Annotated in this window: 20 protein-coding genes; 12 read left to right on the top strand and 8 right to left on the bottom strand. The window is 58.4% G+C overall.

Annotated elements, in window-relative coordinates; all coding sequences use genetic code 11:
* Positions 1–139 precede the first annotated feature (139 nt).
* Positions 140–1141, top strand: coding sequence for a glycosyltransferase (locus ACJ8IJ_RS02025; RefSeq protein ID WP_048323877.1), 1002 nt, complete (start codon positions 140–142; stop codon positions 1139–1141).
* Between the two features lie 70 nt (positions 1142–1211).
* Positions 1212–1451: a YoaH family protein gene (locus ACJ8IJ_RS02020; RefSeq protein ID WP_015378151.1), complete on the top strand. Its 240-nt coding sequence runs from the start codon at positions 1212–1214 to the stop codon at positions 1449–1451.
* A gap of 34 nt (positions 1452–1485) precedes the next feature.
* On the opposite strand, the gene purT is transcribed toward ACJ8IJ_RS02020, so the two are convergent.
* A complete protein-coding gene (purT, locus tag ACJ8IJ_RS02015; RefSeq protein WP_442518216.1) occupies positions 1486–2664 on the bottom strand; it encodes a formate-dependent phosphoribosylglycinamide formyltransferase in 1179 nt (392 codons plus the stop codon).
* Positions 2665–2910: 246 nt separating this feature from the next.
* Between purT and cspE the strand changes: the two genes are divergently transcribed.
* The 5 genes from cspE (at position 2911) to yebF (ending at position 5841) form a co-directional block, all read left to right on the top strand.
* Positions 2911–3120, top strand: coding sequence for a transcription antiterminator/RNA stability regulator CspE (gene cspE, locus ACJ8IJ_RS02010; RefSeq protein ID WP_004927572.1), 210 nt, complete (start codon positions 2911–2913; stop codon positions 3118–3120).
* Between the two features lie 147 nt (positions 3121–3267).
* Positions 3268–4650, top strand: coding sequence for an ATP-dependent RNA helicase DbpA (gene dbpA, locus ACJ8IJ_RS02005; protein ID WP_442518215.1), 1383 nt, complete (start codon positions 3268–3270; stop codon positions 4648–4650).
* Positions 4651–4738: 88 nt separating this feature from the next.
* Positions 4739–5062, top strand: coding sequence for a YebG family protein (locus ACJ8IJ_RS02000; RefSeq protein WP_442518214.1), 324 nt, complete (start codon positions 4739–4741; stop codon positions 5060–5062).
* A 39-nt stretch (positions 5063–5101) separates the two neighbouring features.
* A complete protein-coding gene (gene yqfB / locus ACJ8IJ_RS01995) occupies positions 5102–5410 on the top strand; it encodes a N(4)-acetylcytidine aminohydrolase (protein ID WP_004927562.1) in 309 nt (102 codons plus the stop codon).
* Between the two features lie 71 nt (positions 5411–5481).
* Positions 5482–5841, top strand: a complete 360-nt coding sequence (yebF, locus tag ACJ8IJ_RS01990) for a protein YebF (protein WP_015378148.1) — start codon at positions 5482–5484, stop codon at positions 5839–5841.
* A gap of 57 nt (positions 5842–5898) precedes the next feature.
* Here the strand turns inward: yebF and ACJ8IJ_RS01985 are convergent, their stop codons facing one another.
* The 5 genes from ACJ8IJ_RS01985 to mdtH form a co-directional block, all read right to left on the bottom strand.
* Positions 5899–6462 carry a lipoprotein gene (locus ACJ8IJ_RS01985; protein ID WP_004927555.1) on the bottom strand — a complete coding sequence of 188 codons (564 nt, stop codon included), beginning with the start codon at positions 6460–6462 and terminating at the stop codon, positions 5899–5901.
* Positions 6463–6614: 152 nt separating this feature from the next.
* Positions 6615–8255 (bottom strand): ABC1 kinase family protein, encoded by a 1641-nt coding sequence (locus tag ACJ8IJ_RS01980; protein ID WP_197753211.1) that lies wholly within the window; start codon positions 8253–8255, stop codon positions 6615–6617.
* Positions 8256–8287: 32 nt separating this feature from the next.
* Entirely contained in the window at positions 8288–8935 is a 648-nt protein-coding gene (gene grxB, locus ACJ8IJ_RS01975; protein ID WP_033632832.1) for a glutaredoxin 2, read from the bottom strand.
* A 127-nt stretch (positions 8936–9062) separates the two neighbouring features.
* Positions 9063–9311 (bottom strand): hypothetical protein, encoded by a 249-nt coding sequence (locus ACJ8IJ_RS01970; RefSeq protein WP_004929632.1) that lies wholly within the window; start codon positions 9309–9311, stop codon positions 9063–9065.
* 73 nt (positions 9312–9384) lie between these two features.
* Entirely contained in the window at positions 9385–10590 is a 1206-nt protein-coding gene (mdtH, locus tag ACJ8IJ_RS01965; protein ID WP_021503887.1) for a multidrug efflux MFS transporter MdtH, read from the bottom strand.
* A 346-nt stretch (positions 10591–10936) separates the two neighbouring features.
* Here mdtH and rimJ point away from each other — a divergent pair, with 346 nt between their 5' ends.
* From rimJ to murJ, 4 genes are all read left to right on the top strand, one after another.
* Positions 10937–11521, top strand: coding sequence for a ribosomal protein S5-alanine N-acetyltransferase (rimJ, locus tag ACJ8IJ_RS01960; RefSeq protein WP_004929636.1), 585 nt, complete (start codon positions 10937–10939; stop codon positions 11519–11521).
* A gap of 9 nt (positions 11522–11530) precedes the next feature.
* Positions 11531–12178: a YceH family protein gene (locus ACJ8IJ_RS01955; RefSeq protein WP_442518213.1), complete on the top strand. Its 648-nt coding sequence runs from the start codon at positions 11531–11533 to the stop codon at positions 12176–12178.
* Positions 12171–13091 (top strand): Gfo/Idh/MocA family protein, encoded by a 921-nt coding sequence (locus ACJ8IJ_RS01950; protein WP_442518212.1) that lies wholly within the window; start codon positions 12171–12173, stop codon positions 13089–13091. The genes ACJ8IJ_RS01955 and ACJ8IJ_RS01950 overlap by 8 nt, the downstream gene beginning before the upstream one ends.
* 106 nt (positions 13092–13197) lie before the next feature.
* Complete coding sequence (gene murJ / locus ACJ8IJ_RS01945) at positions 13198–14733, top strand: murein biosynthesis integral membrane protein MurJ (protein WP_028127483.1); 1536 nt, start codon at positions 13198–13200, stop codon at positions 14731–14733.
* A 62-nt stretch (positions 14734–14795) separates the two neighbouring features.
* Here murJ and argS read toward each other — a convergent pair whose 3' ends face one another.
* Entirely contained in the window at positions 14796–16526 is a 1731-nt protein-coding gene (gene argS, locus ACJ8IJ_RS01940) for an arginine--tRNA ligase (RefSeq protein ID WP_004929644.1), read from the bottom strand.
* Between the two features lie 830 nt (positions 16527–17356).
* Between argS and ACJ8IJ_RS01935 the strand changes: the two genes are divergently transcribed.
* The gene (locus tag ACJ8IJ_RS01935; RefSeq protein ID WP_004929646.1) at positions 17357–17923 is read left to right on the top strand and encodes a VOC family protein; all 567 of its coding nucleotides are present in this window, start codon (positions 17357–17359) and stop codon (positions 17921–17923) included.
* Here ACJ8IJ_RS01935 and ACJ8IJ_RS01930 read toward each other — a convergent pair.
* The gene (locus tag ACJ8IJ_RS01930; RefSeq protein ID WP_442518211.1) at positions 17920–19068 is read right to left on the bottom strand and encodes a MalY/PatB family protein; all 1149 of its coding nucleotides are present in this window, start codon (positions 19066–19068) and stop codon (positions 17920–17922) included. The two genes, ACJ8IJ_RS01935 and ACJ8IJ_RS01930, sit on opposite strands and share 4 nt — an antisense overlap.
* Positions 19069–19124: the final 56 nt, after the last annotated feature.

The following is a 19124-nucleotide window of genomic DNA, read 5'->3' as shown; positions in this document are numbered from 1 at the left end:
AAAGAAAGGCCAGTTCGGTCCCATTAGCCAGCGCGGGAATTTGCAGTGTTTCACGCTTATCCCAAGCCTACGCAGGCCGAATGAGTCTTTTAGAAAAATAAAATTATTATTTTGTTACATTATCATTGAAGAGCTGACTATGTCGTTAATGCTGAGCGTGATCGTCCCGATGCACAATGCGGGGGAATTATTGGAGCCTTTCCTGGCCTCGCTGCTGGCCCAGCGCGAGCAACGGTTGGAGGTGATCATCGTCAACGATGGTTCCACTGACGGTTCAGGAGAGATCGCGCACCGTTACGCGGCGGTACATCCGCATATTCGTGTGATCGATCAGGCCAATGCCGGTGTTTCTAACGCGCGTAATGCCGGGCTTGCCGTTGCCCAAGGCAAATATGTGGCGTTTCCCGATGCCGACGACTTGCTGGCGCCGGAGATGTATTCCACGCTGCTGGAACAGGCGGAAAAACACCAATTAGACGTGATGCAATGTAATGGCGAGCGCTATTTCACCAGCCAAGATGAATTGCAGCCGATTTTTCCCGAGGCGCGTTTGCGTACCACCGATGTTATCAGTGGCGTGCAGTGGTTTGAACGTGCGCTGAAATCGCGAAAGTTTATTCACGTTGTATGGCTGGCAATATATCGCCTCGACTTTATTCGCCAGCATCGGCTTTATTTTGAGCCGGGGTTACATCACCAGGATATTCCCTGGACGACAGAAGTCATGTTTAATGCCAAACGGGTCAAATATTTAAGTACGCCGCTGTACCGTCAACGGGTGCACGACAAGTCGATCAGTAATCGTCGTCGCATCGGTAAGGCGAACGTGGAGTATCAACGCCACTATATGAAAATCGTCGAAATGCTGGAGCGGCTCAACCAGCGCTATGCGGGCACTATCGTCATTCGTCCGGCTTTCCATTGGCAAATCACCCGCGAAGCGCTGGGCATTTGCCACAGCATTCGTCGCGAGCCGGAACCGGCCGCTCAGAGTCAGATCACCGAAGAGTTCTATCAGCGCGGTATCGACAGAGCGATGTTCGCCAATGCGCGCGGCCTGAAGCAGGGGTGGCATGTCATGCTGTGGCGGCATCGCCTGAAGCAGTGGCGCAACGATAACGGCTGTTCGCAACCGGCCTGACGCACCAGACGTTGGGATCCGCCGCGTTAGCGCGTATACTCCTTCTCCCTTTTGCCGGAGAGAACGACACATGCATGCAGGTATGCCATTACTGAATCACGCGGAGCAGCAGGAAGCGGCGGATCGCATCCATCAACTGATGGAGCAGGGCATGAGCAGCGGTGAGGCCATTGCTCGCGTTGCGCAGGAAATTCGCGAGAAGCATCAAGGTGCTCAGGTTGCGGTATTGTTCGATGACGAAGACGAGCAACATGAGGCCGCACCGGAGGCGTCGCGGGATGACGATGCTGAAGAAGACGAAGACTATTGACGTTATCGGGGCCGCGCAAGCGGCCCCGTGAGTATCAGCCGTTGACCGTCACGGCGGCGGCGGCTTGTTTCGCTTGCTCCACCGCCAGTTCCGTCGTGTTGGCCGTCGCCAGCGCTACGCCCAGACGACGTTGCCCGGCGATCTCCGGTTTGCCGAACAGGCGCAGCTGGTTGTGCCCGCGCAGCGCATTTTCCAGTCCGCTGAAACGCACATCGCTGCTGGTGAGCTGCGGCAGGATCACCGCCGAAGCGGAAGGGCCGAACTGGCGGATGGCGCCAATCGGCAACCCGAGAAACGCGCGAACGTGCAGGGCGAACTCGGACAGATCCTGTGAGATCAACGTAACCATGCCGGTATCGTGCGGCCGCGGAGACACTTCGCTGAAGATCACATCGTCGCCGCAGACGAACAGCTCCACGCCGAACAGGCCGAATCCGCCCAGGGCTTTCACCACCTTCTCCGCGATAGCCTGAGCACGGCTCAACGCCGTGGCTGACATGCGCTGCGGTTGCCAGGATTCGCGATAATCTCCGTCTTCCTGACGATGGCCGATCGGCTCGCAGAAATGTACGCCGTCCACGGCGTTGATGGTCAGCAACGTAATTTCAAAATCAAATCTTACCAACCCTTCGACGATCACCCGACCGCCGCCGGCGCGTCCACCCTGTTGCGCGTAATCCCAGGCGCTTTGCAGCTGCTCAGGCGCACGGATCAGGCTTTGCCCTTTGCCGGAAGAACTCATCACCGGTTTGACGATGCACGGGTAGCCGATGTGCTCGACCGCCTGCCGGAAAGCCGCTTCGCTGTCGGCAAAGCGATAGCTGGAGGTGGGCAGGCCAAGTTCTTCCGCCGCCAGACGGCGGATGCCTTCGCGGTTCATGGTCAGGCGCGTGGCTTCGGCGCAGGGCACCACGCGGTGGCCCTGACGTTCAAGTTCCACCAGCATGGCGGTGGCGATCGCTTCGATTTCGGGAACGATATAGTCCGGCCGCTCTTGTTCGATAACGGCTTTCAACGCGTCACCGTCCAGCATATTGATGACGTGACTGCGGTGCGCCACATGCATGGCGGGGGCGTCGGCATAGCGATCGACGGCGATCACTTCCAGACCGAGGCGCTGGCATTCAATGGCGACTTCTTTACCCAGCTCCCCGGAGCCGAGCAACATAACGCGGGTGGCGGAAGGGCGCAGGGCGGTTCCAATCGTTAACATAGTTTCGTACCTGGATCGGTGAAAGTAAGCGGATTGATGATCGGCGGGCAGTATATACGAAAACGATTGCGTTCACAGCCGCCGCGCCGGTTTTGTTGCTAACTGGCTGTTTTTATAACAAACAGAAATATTTGCCCTGTATGAGCGATTGTGCGTTAATAAGCGACGGCGAAAGAAGGCCTACTTATCGAAAGGTTTTCGCGTCTCGTGCCGTCAAGGCAGGTTTATCAAGTAAAGGAAACACAAATGAGCAAGATCACTGGTCACGTTAAATGGTTCAACGAAAGCAAAGGCTTCGGCTTTATTACCCCTGCCGACGGCTCTAAAGACGTTTTCGTTCATTTCTCCGCTATCGTCAGCGATGGTTTCAAGACCCTGGCTGAAGGCCAGCAGGTTGAGTTCTCCATCCAGGACAGCCAACGTGGCCCAGCCGCAGCCAACGTCGTTGCGATTTAACGACTGCGTTGCCAAGAAACCCGCCGCCGGCGGGTTTTTTTATGCCCGCACCCCGTAACGCCGCCCATCTCTGTTATCATTTACCGCTGATTCGGCGCTTACCTGCGGGCGCGCCGCCATTCCATTCGTCATATAAGAGTTATCGCCGTGAGCACAGTTTCTTTTTCTTCCCTGCCTCTGCCAGCCGAACAGTTGGCCAACCTCAACGAACTGGGGTACGCCAAAATGACGCCGGTGCAGGCCGCCGCGTTGCCCGCTATCCTGCAAGGGCGAGACGTGCGCGCCAAGGCGAAAACCGGCAGCGGCAAAACGGCGGCCTTCGGTATTGGCTTGCTGAATAACATCGTCGTTACTCAGGTTGCCACACAGGCGCTGGTGCTCTGTCCCACCCGCGAGTTGGCCGATCAGGTAAGCAAAGAGCTGCGTCGCCTGGCGCGTTTCACGCAAAACATCAAAATTCTGACGCTGTGCGGTGGCCAACCGATGGGGCCGCAGCTCGACTCGCTGGTGCACGCGCCACACATCGTGGTGGGGACGCCGGGGCGCATTCAGGAGCATCTGCGCAAGAAAACGCTGCTGCTGGACGAGCTGAAGGTGTTGGTACTGGATGAGGCCGACCGCATGTTGGATATGGGTTTCGCCGACGATATCGACGATGTGATCAGCTACACGCCGCCGCAGCGTCAGACGCTGTTGTTTTCCGCCACTTATCCGGCGGGCATCGAACGCATCAGCGAGCGTGTTCAACGCCAGCCGCTGAGCGTCGAGGTGGACGATGGCGAAGCGCAGACCTCCATCGAACAACGCTTTTATGAGACCACGCGCGATCAGCGCCCAGCGCTGCTGGTGTCGGCCATTCGCTATCATCAACCCGCGTCCTGCGTGGTGTTCTGCAATACCAAGCGCGATTGTCAGACAGTGCTTGAGGCCCTGGAGGCCCACGGCATCAGCGCGCTGGCGCTGCATGGCGATCTGGAGCAGCGCGACCGCGATCAGGTGTTGGTGCGCTTCGCCAATCGCAGTTGCCGAGTGTTGGTGGCGACCGACGTCGCCGCTCGCGGGCTGGACATCAAAGAGCTGGAGCTGGTGGTTAACTACGAACTGGCGTTCGATCCCGAAGTGCATGTGCACCGTATCGGCCGCACCGGCCGCGCCGGCATGAGCGGGCTGGCGATCAGCCTGTGCACGCCGCAGGAGATGGCGCGGGCGCATGCGATTGAAGACTACCTGCAGATGACCGTCGATTGGGCGCCGGTGTCCGAGCTGAGCGGGGCGGCCAACGGCTCGCTGGAGGCAGAGATGGTGACGCTGTGCATCGACGGCGGCCGCAAGGCGAAGATCCGTCCCGGCGATATCCTTGGCGCGCTGACCGGCGATGCCGGGCTGACGGCGGCGGAAGTGGGCAAAATCGACATGTTCCCGGTGCATGCCTACGTCGCGATCCGTAAAGCCAGCGCGCGCAAGGCGTTGCAACAGCTGCAACAGGGCAAAATCAAAGGCAAGAGCTGCAAGGTGCGGCTGCTGAAATAAGCCGAAGGCGGGCTGCGGTTTGCCCTCCCGCCATTATCTATTTATACTGTATGTAATTACAGTTATTTGAGTATTTGAGGACGCACGCATGGCGGTTGAAGTTAAATATGTGGTGGTGAGAAACGGTGAGGAAAAAATGACTTTCGCGAGCAAGAAAGAAGCCGACGCCTACGACAAAATGCTGGATCTGGCGGATAACCTCGGAGAGTGGCTGCAACAGGCGCCGCTGAACCTGGACGACGAACAGCGCGAAGGGCTGAGCTTCTTCCTGGCAGAGAATAAAGATGCGCTGGGTCTGATTCTGCGCGGCGCTTCACCGGCGGAAACCCTCAAGAAACCGGCGGAAGCGAAAGCGAAAAAAGCGACCTCTAACTCAAAAGAGGGATCTGCGTCAGAAAAGCAAGCGGCATAATGACTTATGTTGCGGTGTTGTGATGAAAAAGGATCTAAAATGAGCCGTGAAATAACTTTCTTCAGCCGCTTTGAGCAAGATATTCTGGCCGGGCGCAAAACCATCACCATTCGGGATGCCAGTGAGTCGCACTTCGAACCGGGCGAGGTATTGCGCGTAAGCCGCAATGAAGACGGCGTATTTTTCTGCTTTATCGAAGTGCTGTCGGTAACGCCGGTGCGCCTGGACGCGCTGACTGAACGCCACGCACAGCAGGAGAACATGTCGCTCGGCGAATTGAAGCAGGTGATCAAGGAAATCTATCCGGGCCTGGATGCGCTGTTTGTCATCGAGTTCGTCAAACGGTAAACCCTTTGCCGAAACCCTGTTGTGAGCCAGGGATGGACGCCCGGATAGCGCTAATCACAACGGGAGGAGATATGAAAAAAACGGGTTTGGCTATCGCCTTGTTGGCCATGATGGGAGCATCGACTGCGGTGTGGGCGCAGGATCACGAGCAGCGCGCCGCCAAGGTGGGACAGTGTGCGGGTCTGCAGCCGGCGGATATCGCCGCCCAGGTCAAGCGCGACTTCTTGCAGAACCGCATCACGCGCTGGGAATCGGACAAAAAGCTGCTGGGCACCGCCACCCCGATCGCCTGGGTTAGCCCGGATGCCATCACCGGCAAGGATCAGGTGTGGCAGGTGCCGTTGACGGTGCGTGGCACCAAGGCAGATAAAACCTACAACGTGACGCTCAACTGCAACACCGGCGAGATCGCCTACAGCGCGCCGCAGTAACGCTTTTTTGGCAATAAAAAGCCCGCCTGGCGGCGGGCTTGATGTCCCCAGACGGCGTCAGTCGCTGAACGGTATCACCAACTCACCCGGTTTCACTTCCAATCCCTTCGCCAGTTTTTTCGCCAGCGCTTCGGTTTTGCTGTTGTCAGGATTCAGCACATAAGCCGGCTTTTGGTCGAAGTAAGACTTCAGTGACTGGTTCAGATATGGCGTCAGTGCTTTCATCACCGTCTGCATTTTTTCCGGCTGCACGCTGTAATCGGTCAGTTCCATGTCTTTCAGGTAAATGGCGCCCTGTGCGCGGTCGTAAACCGGCTGCGCTTTCAGCGTCAGCTTCAGATCCGCCGCCTGCGGGCCGAGAATCGACGTGATGTTGACCTTGGCGTCGCCGGAAAGGGTGACTTTACCCGGCTCGCTGCGGCCGATCTGGCTTTGCAGCTGCGTCAGCACGATGTTGGCGTCCACCAGGCCGGGCACGCCGATCTGCTTCTGATAGTCGTTATGTTTCTGCAGGTAATCATTCACTTCCTGCTCGCTCAGGGTGTACTGGGTCAGTTGATTGCAACCGGCCAATACGCCGGCGAACAGCAGGGCGGCTGCGCCCATCAGGATCTTCTTCATTAATGCCTCATTGCGACTGCTGGCGAAAAGTGCTGCAGATAATTGATTAATCATTATAAACGTTCCGCCTGCGCGTGAAAACGGCAGGCGGCGATGTGCAGAGGATAGTGCGCGCAAAAACGGGCGACACCTATCGGATAACGCCGAAAGCGTCAGCGCCGCAATCGCAGCGCCAGGAGGATCACGCCGGCCAGGCAGGCCGCGGCCCCCAACAGCGGGAACAGCGGAATGCCCCACAGCTGCAGTGAGGAGTGCATCAGATAAGGCGCCAGGCCCAGGGCGAAAGCGGCGGTGACAATGGCGATAGCCAGGGTGACGGCGGCGCGTTCCAGCGCTTTGCTCAACTGGCCGAGATTACTGACGTTGATATCGGCATTGAGCTGCCCGCGTTTTAGGCGGCGCACCAACAGCCGCAGGGTTTGCGGCAGTTCTTCCCCGGCGTCGAGCGCTTCCCCGCCCAGGGCCAGCAACCGCTGGCGCACGGCGTCAGGGGCATAGCGTTGCAGCACCGTTTGTTGCAGCATCGGTTTGAGCGTGGCGACGATGTCGAAGGCCGGATCCAATCGGTGCAACACGCCGTCGGCGGTGATTAACGCCTTGAACAGCAGCACCAGATCGGGCGGCAGCGCCAACTGGTGTTCACGCGCCATCACCAGCAGGTCGGTCAGAGCCTTGCCCAACGTCAGGGTGGCGGCGGCCTGTTTGTCGAGAAAGTTTTGCGCCGCCAGCTCCAGATCCATCAGATCCAGCGGTTCGCTGTCCGACCAGGCGATCAGCGTGTTGACGATGCCTTCGGACTGACGATCGGCAATGGCCTGCAGCAGCAGAAGCAACTGATTGCGCCGCCGCTCAGACAGTTGGCCCACCATGCCGAAGTCGATAAAGCCGACGCGGTCATCGCTCAGCGCCATGACGTTGCCGGGGTGAGGATCGGCGTGATACAACCGATGCTTCAGCACCATGCTCATAAAGGCACGCGCGCCGCGTTGCGCCAGCAGCGGGCCGTCAAAGCCCGCCGCCGCCAATTGCTGAGGGTTCTCCGGCGCGGTGCCGGGCAAGTACTCCTGCACTAACAGGCGCGGGGAAGACCATTGCCAATAGATTTTCGGCACGACCACATCGGGTTCATGCGCGAACATCCCGGCGACGCGATCGCAGTTATGCCCTTCGTGAGTCAAATCCAGCTCATGATTCAGCGCCGTCGCCAGCGCTCGGACCATCTGCCGCGGCCGATAGCGCGCCAACGCGGGGCTCTGCTGCTCGACAGTTTCCGCCAGCGAGGCCAGCAGCCGCAGATCGGCGTGGATGGTTTTCGCCAAACCGGGCCGCAGCACTTTCACCACTACCTGTTCGCCGCTGTGCAAGCGGGCGCGGTAAATTTGCGCCATCGATGCCGCGGCCAGCGGCGTGCGATCGAATTCGGCAAACTGCTGCTCGGGCTCGCCCCCCAGATCGGCGATGATTTGCGGCGCCAGCGTTTCCCATGGCAACACCGCTGCCTGGCTGTGCAGGCGATCCAGTTCGTCGGTCCAGGCCGGATCCAGAAGATCAGAACGCGTGGCCAGGATCTGGCCGAATTTGACGAAGGTCGGGCCCAGCGCCTCGAGCGCTTCGCGCAGCCGCTCGGGCAGGGTTTGTGCGTCCTGTTGGGCGGATCCAGTGCGGGCGCCGCGCAGCAAAGCCCCCAGGCCCAGCAGACGCAGAACGTCTTGCAGGCCGTAACGAATCAGAACGGAGGTAATTTCCTTCAGCCGCGCCCGATCGCGAGCGGTGGCGAGCACCATTTTCAGCATCAGTACGCCCTATCCTTTGGGTTATTCAAACGTTATTGTTCCATGTCCAGCAGCAACGGCACCTCGCAGCGCTGCGCCATGCGGTTGCGGTAGGTTTCCACGTTCTCCGGCAGCGCAACCCCGGCGACGATCGACAACGATCGCAGCAGCGGGAACAGGTGGATATCGTCCTCGGACAGTTCGCCGTTTACCGCTTCGGCGGAGACGATCAGCGGTGACAGGGTTTGCAGATCGGCCTCCAGCTGGGCGATCAGATCGGCGCTGTTGGCGAGATGCTCGGCGAAATCACCGATTGACGCCTGCTTTTTATCGATAAAATAACGGCGGGCGCTGTCGGTGGCGAACTCTTCGAAATCGGCATGCGCAATACGCGGCAACAACAATTTTGCGCTGTACCCGCCGACCCGCTGCAGCCACTCGGCAATGGCCGGGTTGGTGCGGCCGGTCAGCACCGGCTTGCCGTCCAGGTTATCGACATAGCGCACGATATCCAGGCTTTCCGGCATCGCTTCGCCGTTGTCTTTGACCAGGATAGGCACCATTTTTTGGCCGATCAGATTGAACGGAGTCGTCTCATCGTCGTTGAGCAACGTGACCAGACGAATCGGCAGACGTTTCAGGCCAAAAATCATGCGGGCTTTAACGCAGAATGGGCAATGATCGTAAATGAACAGTTTCATGCTTGCTCCGGGTTGTCAGGTTTTAACAGCAATAGTTACCACAGCTTATCGAGGCTGTCTTGACGTGCGTGTGTTGGATGGTGCGTTATTGCGATATTGCCCGCGCACCGGCGCGGGCTAGGGGGCGTTATTTCTTGGCCGGTACCGAGTTGAGCACATCGATCAGGTGAATGCGAGCTTCTTCCAGGTCGATTTTGTCACGTTCGTTGGCGGCGGTGACGACCTGCAGCTGTTTGATAATATCGTTTTTCAGGCCGGCGTCGCTGGCGAGGATATGGGCCAGGGCCTTTTCCACCAGGGTGGAACGCGCATAAATCATGCGCAAGTTCAGTATCATATGTTCGAGTAGTTGCGGTAATTTTGCTTCTTCACTCATGCCGACGGGCTCCTGTGGGGGTTTTTACTAACAGGATAGCAGCTGTTGCCGATTCGGCCGGATTTCTATGACGTTAACCGCCGCGCAGCATCATCGATGCACTGCGCCGCGGGCTGAACTGCCAGTACAGCGCCAGCAACGTAGCGAAACCCACTGCCCCAAGCAGCAACCAGGGTAGCTCCGGCATGTTCATCGTGCGTCCGGTATCGTACATCCAGCCGCCGCCGGTGTAACCTAACGCGCCACCCAGCGCCAGACCAAGGCGGCTAAAGCCCATATAGCTGCCACGCGCACGTGGATCGGCCAGCGAAGCGCTCAGCGTTTCGCGTGCCGGCTCGGCGATGATCGATCCCAGATAGAAGCAGCAGATCAGCGTGAATACGCCCTGCAAGCTGGTGGCGAGACCGATCGGCAGCAGGCTGAGCGTCATCAGCAGCAGGCCCGCCATCAGGCGCTGCTCAAGCCGGAAGTGTTTTTCTCCCCAACGCGCCAGCGGATAGAGCAGCGACAACGACAGCGCCGCTTCGATCGCGTACATCCATTTCACCGCCGCCGGTGAGCCGGCAATTTCATTGACCACGATCGGCAGCATCAGCATCACCTGTACCGCCAGCATATAGTAGCCGGTCAGCGTCAGGACATAGGTGAGGAAGCGGCGATCGCGCACGACCCGCAGCATGCCTTCTTTCATCGGCACGCGCACGGTGGAGATGCGGTAAGCCGGCAGTAGCCAGGCGTTCCAGCCGGCGGCCAGCACGAAGATCGCCGCCCCGACCCAGCAGACAAAGTGGAAGTCGTACTGCAGCAGCCAACTGCCGATCAGCGCGCCGACGACCGCACCTGCGCTGTCCTGCATCATCAGCAGCGAGAAAAAGCGGCCGCGTTCGTGCGGGCGGGTCAGCTTGATCACCAAAGCGGTGCGCGGCGGATCGAATAGCGTGCCGCCGAGGGCGGACAGTGCGCAAGAGAACCACAGGATCCAGGGGGCATCGGCCATCGCCATAGTGGCGAAACCGGCGGCGCGCAGCAACATGCCGGTGACGATCATCGGCTTGGCGCCGAAGCGATCGGCGATGGCGCCGCCAAAGATGCCGAGCCCTTGTTGCAGCAGCTGCCGCAAACCCAGCGCGATGCCGACGATCAGCGCCGCCCATCCCAATTGATCGACGAAGCGGATCGAAATAAGCGGAAAAACGACAAAGAAGCCTAAAACCACCAGCAGGTTGTCGAGCAACAGAAAATATTTACCCAAGCTGCGCGCTTGCGACACCAGAGACATGCATCACCATGAGCAATTAAGAGAGAGGGGGAAGGCAACCCCACCATTCTCTACCCAATTGCCGGACGGCGACAGGGGCGGAGTAGATAATATTTTTTTATCGTCAAGGTGTTACCTGTGCTGCAAAATGGGCGGAAAAACGCCGTAAAACGCGTATTCGGCGATTTACTGAGCGACCGAGGTTTTACCTCGGGGGCGGGCTACGGTTATATTGAATGCAGGGAAGTGCGGTTCTGAAGCGCTATTGGCAAAATAAAATCATGCCATCAGATCGGCATCGGATGATTATCCACGCGGCTTCCCAATAAATACTTCTTATCGAACCGTTTTGACTGCGGGGGAAATGATGTTCGGCTACCGCTCTGCATCGCCAAAAGTACGTCTTACTACCGACCGGATGGTGGTCCGTTTAGTGCATGAACGGGATGCCTATCGTCTGGCGGATTATTATGCCGAGAACCGAGCCTTTCTCAAACCCTGGGAGCCGGTGCGCGACGAAAGCCATTGTTATCCTTCCGGCTGGCAGGCGCGTCTGGGGATGATCGCTGAAATGCAAAAGCAGGGCAGCGCCTACTATTTTATCCTGCTCGATCCAGAAGAGCAGGAAGTGCGCGGCGTGGCGAACTTCAGCAACGTGCTGCGCGGTTCGTTTCACGCCTGTTTCCTCGGTTATTCGCTGGGGGAGAAATGGCAGGGACAGGGGCTGATGTTCGAAGCCTTGCAGTCCGCCATCCGCTATATGCTGCGCCAACAGCGCATGCACCGCATCATGGCCAACTATATGCCGCACAACCAGCGCAGTGGCGCATTGCTGACGCGTCTGGGATTCGAACGCGAAGGTTACGCCAAGGATTACCTGCTGATCGACGGCCAGTGGCAAGACCACGTTTTGACGGCATACACCAATAAAGAGTGGCTACCCCCACGTTGAGGCCAAACGATGAAATATGAATTGAACGCCAAAGAGGCCCGGGTCATCGGCTGCCTGTTGGAAAAACAGGTCACGACCCCGGATCAATACCCGCTTTCGCTGAATGCCATTACGCTGGCATGTAACCAAAAAACCAACCGTGAACCGGTGATGGATCTGAGCGAAAGCGAAGTGCAGCAGCTGCTCGATCTGTTGCTGCGCAAACATTTCTTGCGCACCCTCAGCGGATTCGGCAACCGGGTAGTGAAGTACGAACAGCGGTTTTGCAACTCCGAGTTCGGCCAACTGAAACTTTCACCCGCCGAACTGGCGGTGATCGCCACCTTACTGCTGCGCGGCGCGCAAACGCCCGGCGAGCTGCGCACCCGTACCAATCGGATGCACGAGTTCAGTGATGTCAACGAGGTCGAACAGGTGTTGCAACAGCTGGCCACGCGAGAAGATGGCCCGTTCGTGGTGCGCCTGGCGCGTGAGCCGGGCAAGCGCGAAAGCCGATTCATGCATCTGTTCAGCGGCCAGATTGATGAAGCGCCGGCGGCGGCGTTCGAATCCGAGTTCGACGGCGAACTGAGCGCCAGGGTTAGCGCATTGGAAAGCGAAGTGGCGGAACTGAAACGGCAGTTGCAACATCTGTTGGTGAGGGATGCGAATGACTAAATTGCGTGTAGGCGTGGTGGGATTGGGCAGTATCGCGCAGAAGGCTTATCTGCCAATCCTCGGCCAGGCGGCGGATTGGACGCTGGTGGGCGGTTTTTCGCCCAATCAGCAAAAAGCGCAGCCGCTGTGCGACAGCTACCGCATGGCCTGTTTCTCCCGGCTGGACAGCCTGGCCGAACAGTGCGACGCGGTCTTTGTTCACAGCAGCACCGCCAGCCATTTTTCAGTAATAGGCGAGCTGCTGAACCGCGGCGTGCACGTTTACGTCGATAAACCGCTGGCGGAGACGCAGGAGCAGGGTGAGCAGTTGCTTGAGCTGGCCGAGCGGCGAGGCAAAACGCTGATGGTGGGGTTCAACCGGCGTTTCGCGCCGCTTTACCGGCAGCTCAAGCAGCAAATGAACCAGCCGGCCTCCATTCGCATGGATAAACATCGGGCGGACAGCGTCGGCCCGCACGATCTGCGTTTTACCCTGTTGGATGATTACCTGCACGTGGTGGACACGGCGCTGTGGCTGGCGGGCGGCGGCGAGCAACTGCTGAGCGGCAGCGTGCGCGCCAACGCCGCAGGCGAAATGCTGTACGCCGAGCATCACTTCGCCTGCGGCGATACGCAGGTGACGACCAGCATGCATCGCCGCGGCGGCAGCCAGCGCGAAAGCGTGCAGGCGGTGACAGACGGCGCGCTGTATCAGTTGACCGATATGCGCCACTGGCTGCGTGAAGATGCGCAGGGCGAGTTGGAACAACCGGTGCCGGGCTGGCAAAGCACGCTGGTGCAACGCGGCTTCGACGGTGCGGTGCGGCATTTCCTTGATGCCGTCGCCAATCAGAGCGCGCCGGAAACCGGCGGCGAACAGGCGCTGCTTGCCCAGCGGGTGGTCGAGCGTTTGCTGCGGGATAACTCTATGTAACATCTGGCGGTAGCTATTCTTTTCCGGATGCGTAAACTGAGCCGATTGTTTCACTGACGCCTGCTGTTGCAGGCGTTGATATTTACGGTACCTATCAGACAACCACATGAACCTACTCAAATCCTTGGCTGCCGTCAGCTCGATGACGATGTTTTCGCGGGTGTTGGGCTTTGCCCGCGATGCGATCGTCGCGCGGGTGTTCGGGGCCGGCATGGCAACGGACGCCTTCTTCGTGGCGTTCAAACTCCCGAATCTGTTACGCCGTATCTTTGCCGAAGGGGCATTTTCGCAGGCCTTCGTGCCGATCCTGGCCGAATACAAAAGCCAGCAGGGCGACGAGGCGACACGCACTTTTATCGCCTATGTCTCCGGGCTGCTGACGCTGGTGCTGGCGGTGGTGACGGTGCTGGGGATGTTGGCCGCGCCCTGGGTTATCTATCTCACCGCGCCGGGCTTTACCGATACGCCCGACAAGTTTGCCTTGACGTCGGCGCTGCTGCGCATCACATTCCCCTATATTCTGTTGATCTCGCTGGCGTCGCTGGTGGGGGCGATCCTCAATACCTGGAACCGCTTCTCGATCCCGGCCTTTGCGCCAACGCTGCTTAACGTCAGCATGATTGGCTTCGCGCTGTTCGCCGCGCCGTATTTCCACCCGCCGGTGCTGGCGCTGGCGTGGGCGGTGGTAGTGGGCGGCGTGCTGCAACTGGGCTACCAGCTGCCGCACCTGCGCAAGATCGGCATGCTGGTGCTGCCGCGCCTCAAATTGGGCGATGCCGGAGTCTGGCGGGTAATGCGTCAGATGGGGCCGGCGATCCTTGGGGTGTCGGTCAGTCAAATCTCGCTGATCATCAACACTATCTTCGCATCGTTCCTGGTATCCGGCTCGGTGTCCTGGATGTACTACGCCGACCGCCTGATGGAATTTCCTTCCGGCGTGTTGGGCGTGGCATTGGGCACCATCCTGCTGCCGTCGCTGGCCAAAAGCTTCTCGAGCGGCAACCACGACGAGTATTCGCGCCTGATGGATTGGGGGCTGCGCCTGTGCTTTCTGCTGGCGCTGCCGAGCGCCATTGCGCTGGGTATTTTGGCCAAACCGTTGACCGTCTCGCTGTTCCAGTACGGCAAGTTCAGCGCCTTTGACGCGGCGATGACGCAACGCGCGCTGGTGGCTTACTCGGTAGGGCTGATGGGGCTGATCGTGGTTAAAGTGCTGGCGCCGGGCTTCTATTCGCGGCAGGACATCAAAACGCCGGTCAAGATCGCTATCATCACGCTGATCATGACGCAGGTGATGAACCTGGCGTTTATTGGTCCGCTGAAGCATGCCGGCCTGGCGCTGTCGATTGGCTTGGCGGCTTGCCTGAACGCCTCGCTGCTGTATTGGCAGCTGCGCAAGCAGAAGATCTTCCAGCCACAGCCGGGTTGGGCGCTGTTCCTCACTAAGCTGGTGATCGCCGTGCTGGCGATGTCGGCGGTGCTGATTGGCGTGATGTGGCTGATGCCGGCCTGGGATCAGGGCAATATGCTGGAACGTTTGCTGCGTTTGGCTGCGGTGGTGGTGGCCGGTGTGGTGGCCTACTTTGGCGTGCTGGCCGGGTTGGGCTTCCGCCCGCGTGATTTTGCGCGCCGCGTCGCCTGAGCCGAATGCAAGAACAAAAAAAGGTCGCCTTGGCGACCTTTTTACTTTCCGCACGGTGCGGCTTACATACGTTCGACGGTTTCGATGCCCAGCGTATCCAGGCCGGTTTTCAGCGTTTTAGAGGTCAGCAGCGCCAGCTTCAGGCGGCTCTGACGGGTTTCTTCGCTGTCGGCGTTCAGGATCTGGCAGTGCTCGTAGAAGCCGGAGAACAAGCCGGCCAGATCATACAGGTAGCTGCACATGACGTGAGGCGTGCCTTCACGTGCGACGGTGGTGAGCACCTCTTCGAACTGCAGCAGGCGGGTAGCCAGCGCAATTTCACGCTCTTCGGTCAGCGTCAGCGGCAGTGACAGGCTGCTTTCGTCGATCCCGGCGCGCTTGAATACCGATGCCACACGGGTATAGGCGTATTGCATATAAGGCGCGGTATTACCCTCGAAGGCCAGCATGTTGTCCCAGTCGAAGACATAGTCGGTGGTGCGGCTTTTCGACAGATCGGCGTATTTCACCGCGCCGATGCCGACCACGCGGGCCACGGTCTTCATTTCGTCTTGCGGCATATCCGGGTTTTTGCCGGCGATCAGCTGTTCGGCGCGTTCGATGGCTTCATCCAGCAGATCGGAGAGCTTCACCGTGCCGCCCGAGCGGGTTTTGAACGGCTTGCCGTCTTTGCCCAGCATCATGCCGAACATGTGGTGTTCCAGCGAGACGGACTCCGGCACATAACCGGCTTTGCGCACGATGGTCCAGGCCTGCATCAGGTGCTGATGCTGGCGGGAGTCGATGTAATACAGAACGCGGTTGGCGCCCAGAGTTTCGTAGCGATACTTGGCGCAGGCGATATCGGTGGTGGTGTAGAGGTAGCCGCCATCCTTTTTCTGGATGATGACGCCCATCGGGTCGCCGTCCTTGTTCTGGTATTCGTCGAGGAACACCACGGTGGCGCCTTCGCTTTCCACCGCCAGCCCTTTGGCTTTCAGATCGGCGACGATGCCCGGCAGCATCGCGTTATACAGGCTTTCGCCCATCACGTCGTCTTCGGTCAGCGTGACGTTCAGACGGTTATAGGTCAGCTGGTTTTGCGCCATGGTGATGTCGACCAGCTTGCGCCACATTTTCAGGCAGTACTGATCGCCGCCCTGCAGCTTCACGACGTAAGCGCGCGCGCGCTCGGCGAACTCGGCGTCTTCGTCGTAGTGTTTCTTGGCTTCGCGATAGAACTGTTCCAAATCGGACAGGCCCATGTCGCTGGCGTTTTCGTTCTGCATTTTTTCCAGGTAGGCAATCAACATGCCGAACTGAGTGCCCCAGTCACCGACGTGGTTGGCGCGAATCACTTTATGGCCCAAAAACTCCTGGGTACGCGCCGCGGCGTCGCCGATGATGGTGGAGCGCAGGTGGCCGACGTGCATCTCTTTCGCCACGTTCGGTGCGGAGTAGTCGATAACGATGGTTTGGGGCTCAACCGGCGCAATGCCCAGCTTCGGTGCGTTCAGCACCTGATCGGCCTGGCGGGCGACCCAATCGCTGTTCAGGAAAATGTTGATAAAGCCGGGACCGGCGATTTCCACTTTACCGGCGACGTCGCCGAGATCCAGCAGTTGCACCACTTTTTCCGCCAGTTGACGGGGCGGCATGCCCAGCTTTTTGGCGACTGACATCACGCCGTTGGCCTGGTAATCACCAAACTGCGCCTTGGCGGAAGGGCGGACCTGCGCTTCGCAATCGGCTGGCGCGCCAGCGGCGATCAGCGCCTGGCTGACTTTATCTGAAAGAAGAACCTGAATATTCACCGGGTTACCTTAATGACGAACGAGGGGCTGAAGCCAGCCCCTGCGGGATTCAACGGTGGCGGGCGCGATGGGCGACCGCCACAAAACAGCCTGTAATTGTAACCGATCTGACGGAGCCCGTCAGCAGTTGGCGCGGCCGCTGCGTTGAAACAGTTGTCGAGGGCGGCGCGTTGATTGCCGGAAGGTGAAAGCAGAATGATCTGAACAGAATGTACGAAGGGGAGAGTTGCGAAGCTAGCGCTTTTTATTGCGGCGACCGGCATCCAGCGTGTTGGCACTGCGTGATTTGAAATGACGGTAGATGGCGTATACGGCGATAATTATCAACACCAAGGATATCGTCAGCAATAACATAATGATCATCTCGAATTTAAATTTCCTCCAAAGTAGCTGAGTTGTCTTGGTGAATCAATTGCCCGGGGGTAAATTAAGATAATCCTTAGTTCCCCATCAATTAATGAGGTTTATTGTCTTTTTTTACAATAGGTTGTGCTTATGGTTTTATGTGGTTTCGATAAGTGGATCAGGTTTGATTAAACCAGACTATTCAATCGAGTTGACCAATGGACTGCAGAGAGTTTTGTGCAAAATAACTTAAATCATAGCGTCATGAAGAAAAGGTATAATGGCTTGCGAAAAATCTTATTTTTTATTTTTCTGTTGCTTTAATAAGCTGTCATCTTAATAAGGGACTGGTTTTTTTATTCTCCCCGTCCGCAACCAAAAATCATTCTGAACTGCCGCCGAAAAACGTCGTAACGGTGGCGAGCGCTGCCGCCACCGTGTAAATTACCGCGTTTAACTTTGCGCTCCGTTGTTTTGAGGTTTCTATGACCACTCCCTTGCAGGCCATTGCCGAGCTTGACGATCTGAAGCTCGATTTGCCGCGTTTCGAGCAGGCGCTGCATCAATTCGCCGCCAAATTGCGGCTTGACCTGGCCGCGTTCACCGCCGATCACATCTCCCTGCGCTGTCACCAGAATGCCACCGCCGAACGTTGGCGCCAGGGGCTGATGCAGTGCGGGACACTGCTATCCGAATCGATGATCAACGGGCGGCCTATCTGTCTGTTCGATTTGTCTCAGCCGCTGGCCGTAGGGCCGTGGCGGATAGACTGCATCGAGCTGCCGTATCCTGGGGAGAAACGCTATCCGCACGAAGGCTGGGAACACGTCGAATTAGTGCTCAGTGGCGATCCTCAGACGCTGTACGCTCGGGCGTTGAGCCACCTTGCCGATGAAGCATTGTTGGCGCCGGGGATCAAGCTGAAGCAAAGCTCGCCAAAAGGCGAGGGCGAGCGGCTACCGAACCCGACGCTGGCCATCACCGACGGAACGGTCACGATCAAGTTTCATCCGTATTCCATTCGAGACATCGTCGCCAGCGAACAAGGTTAGCCAGGCAGCGCCGCACAGGCGCGCGCCATGCGATCGAGCGCTTCATCGAGCAGGGCCCATCGGCAACCAAAGTTAAGCCGTACAAAGCGCCGATCGCCGAAGTCCAGGCCGGCGCTTAGCCCAACGCCCGCACGTTCGAAGAACTGATGCGGGTTATCTACCGGCAGCGCGCTGCAGTCTATCCAGGCCAGGTAGGTGGCCTCGACGGGCAGCAACGTCAATCCCGGCATGGCGTTGATACGTTTTGTCAGCCGATCGCGATTGGCGCGCAGATAAATCAACTGCTCATCCAGCCAGGGTTGTCCGTATTGATAAGCCGCCTGCGCCGCCGCCAGCGCCAACAGATTGACCTCCGGCACGATGCCGCTGCGCGCGCGTTTCAGCTTTTGTCGCAATGCTTCGTTGGGAACGATCGCCATTGAGGCGCCGAGCCCGGCGAGATTAAACGTCTTTGACGGTGACATCAGCGTCACGCTGCGTTGGGCCGCGTCTTCATTCAGGGTGGCGAAGGGGATATGCCGCGCGCCGGGCTCAAGCAGCAGTTCGCAGTGGATTTCATCCGAACAGACGATTAAATCGTGTTCGCGAGCGAACTGATGGTGCTGCAACAACTCCTCTCGGCGATACACGGTGCCACCGGGGTTCTGCGGGTTGCACAGCAACAGGAGTTTTTCGTTGCCGTTGAGCTGATCATGCATCGAGGAAAAATCCAGTCCCCAACGCTGGTTGACCGCTGTTAGCGATACCGGAAGGTGTTTACGCCCGGCGAATTTGGCCGCTTTGCGAAACGGCGGATAAATGAGCGAGGGGGCCAGCGTGCTCTGATGTTCTTCGGTGCAGGCCCGCACGCACAGGTTCAGGCCACACACCAGGCCAGGCAGGAAAATGATCCATTCAGGCTTGATGTGCCAATCGTAGCGCTCTACCATGCGGCGGGTAAAAACCTCAACAAGATCAGGGGATGGGTGGGTGTAGCCGAATACGCCGTGTGCTACGCGGCGCTGCAAGGCTTCGATCACCGCCGGCGGTGAGGTGAAATCGCTGTCGGCGACCCAAAGCGGGATGATGTCGCTGCCGCGATATTTATCCCACTTAACGCTGTCACTGTGACTGCGGTCTACCCATTGATCAAAATTGAATGCCATAGTGATAACCCTGAGCCGGTTTATGCCTATGCATGAGCCTACGTGAGAAATGAAGA

The organism is Serratia sp. CY40230, from assembly GCF_052168835.1.
In the GTDB taxonomy this organism is placed as follows: Bacteria; Pseudomonadota; Gammaproteobacteria; order Enterobacterales; family Enterobacteriaceae; genus Serratia; species Serratia nematodiphila.
The sequence above is the reverse complement of the archived record's forward strand: the minus strand, read 5'-3'. Positions and strand labels throughout refer to the sequence as shown.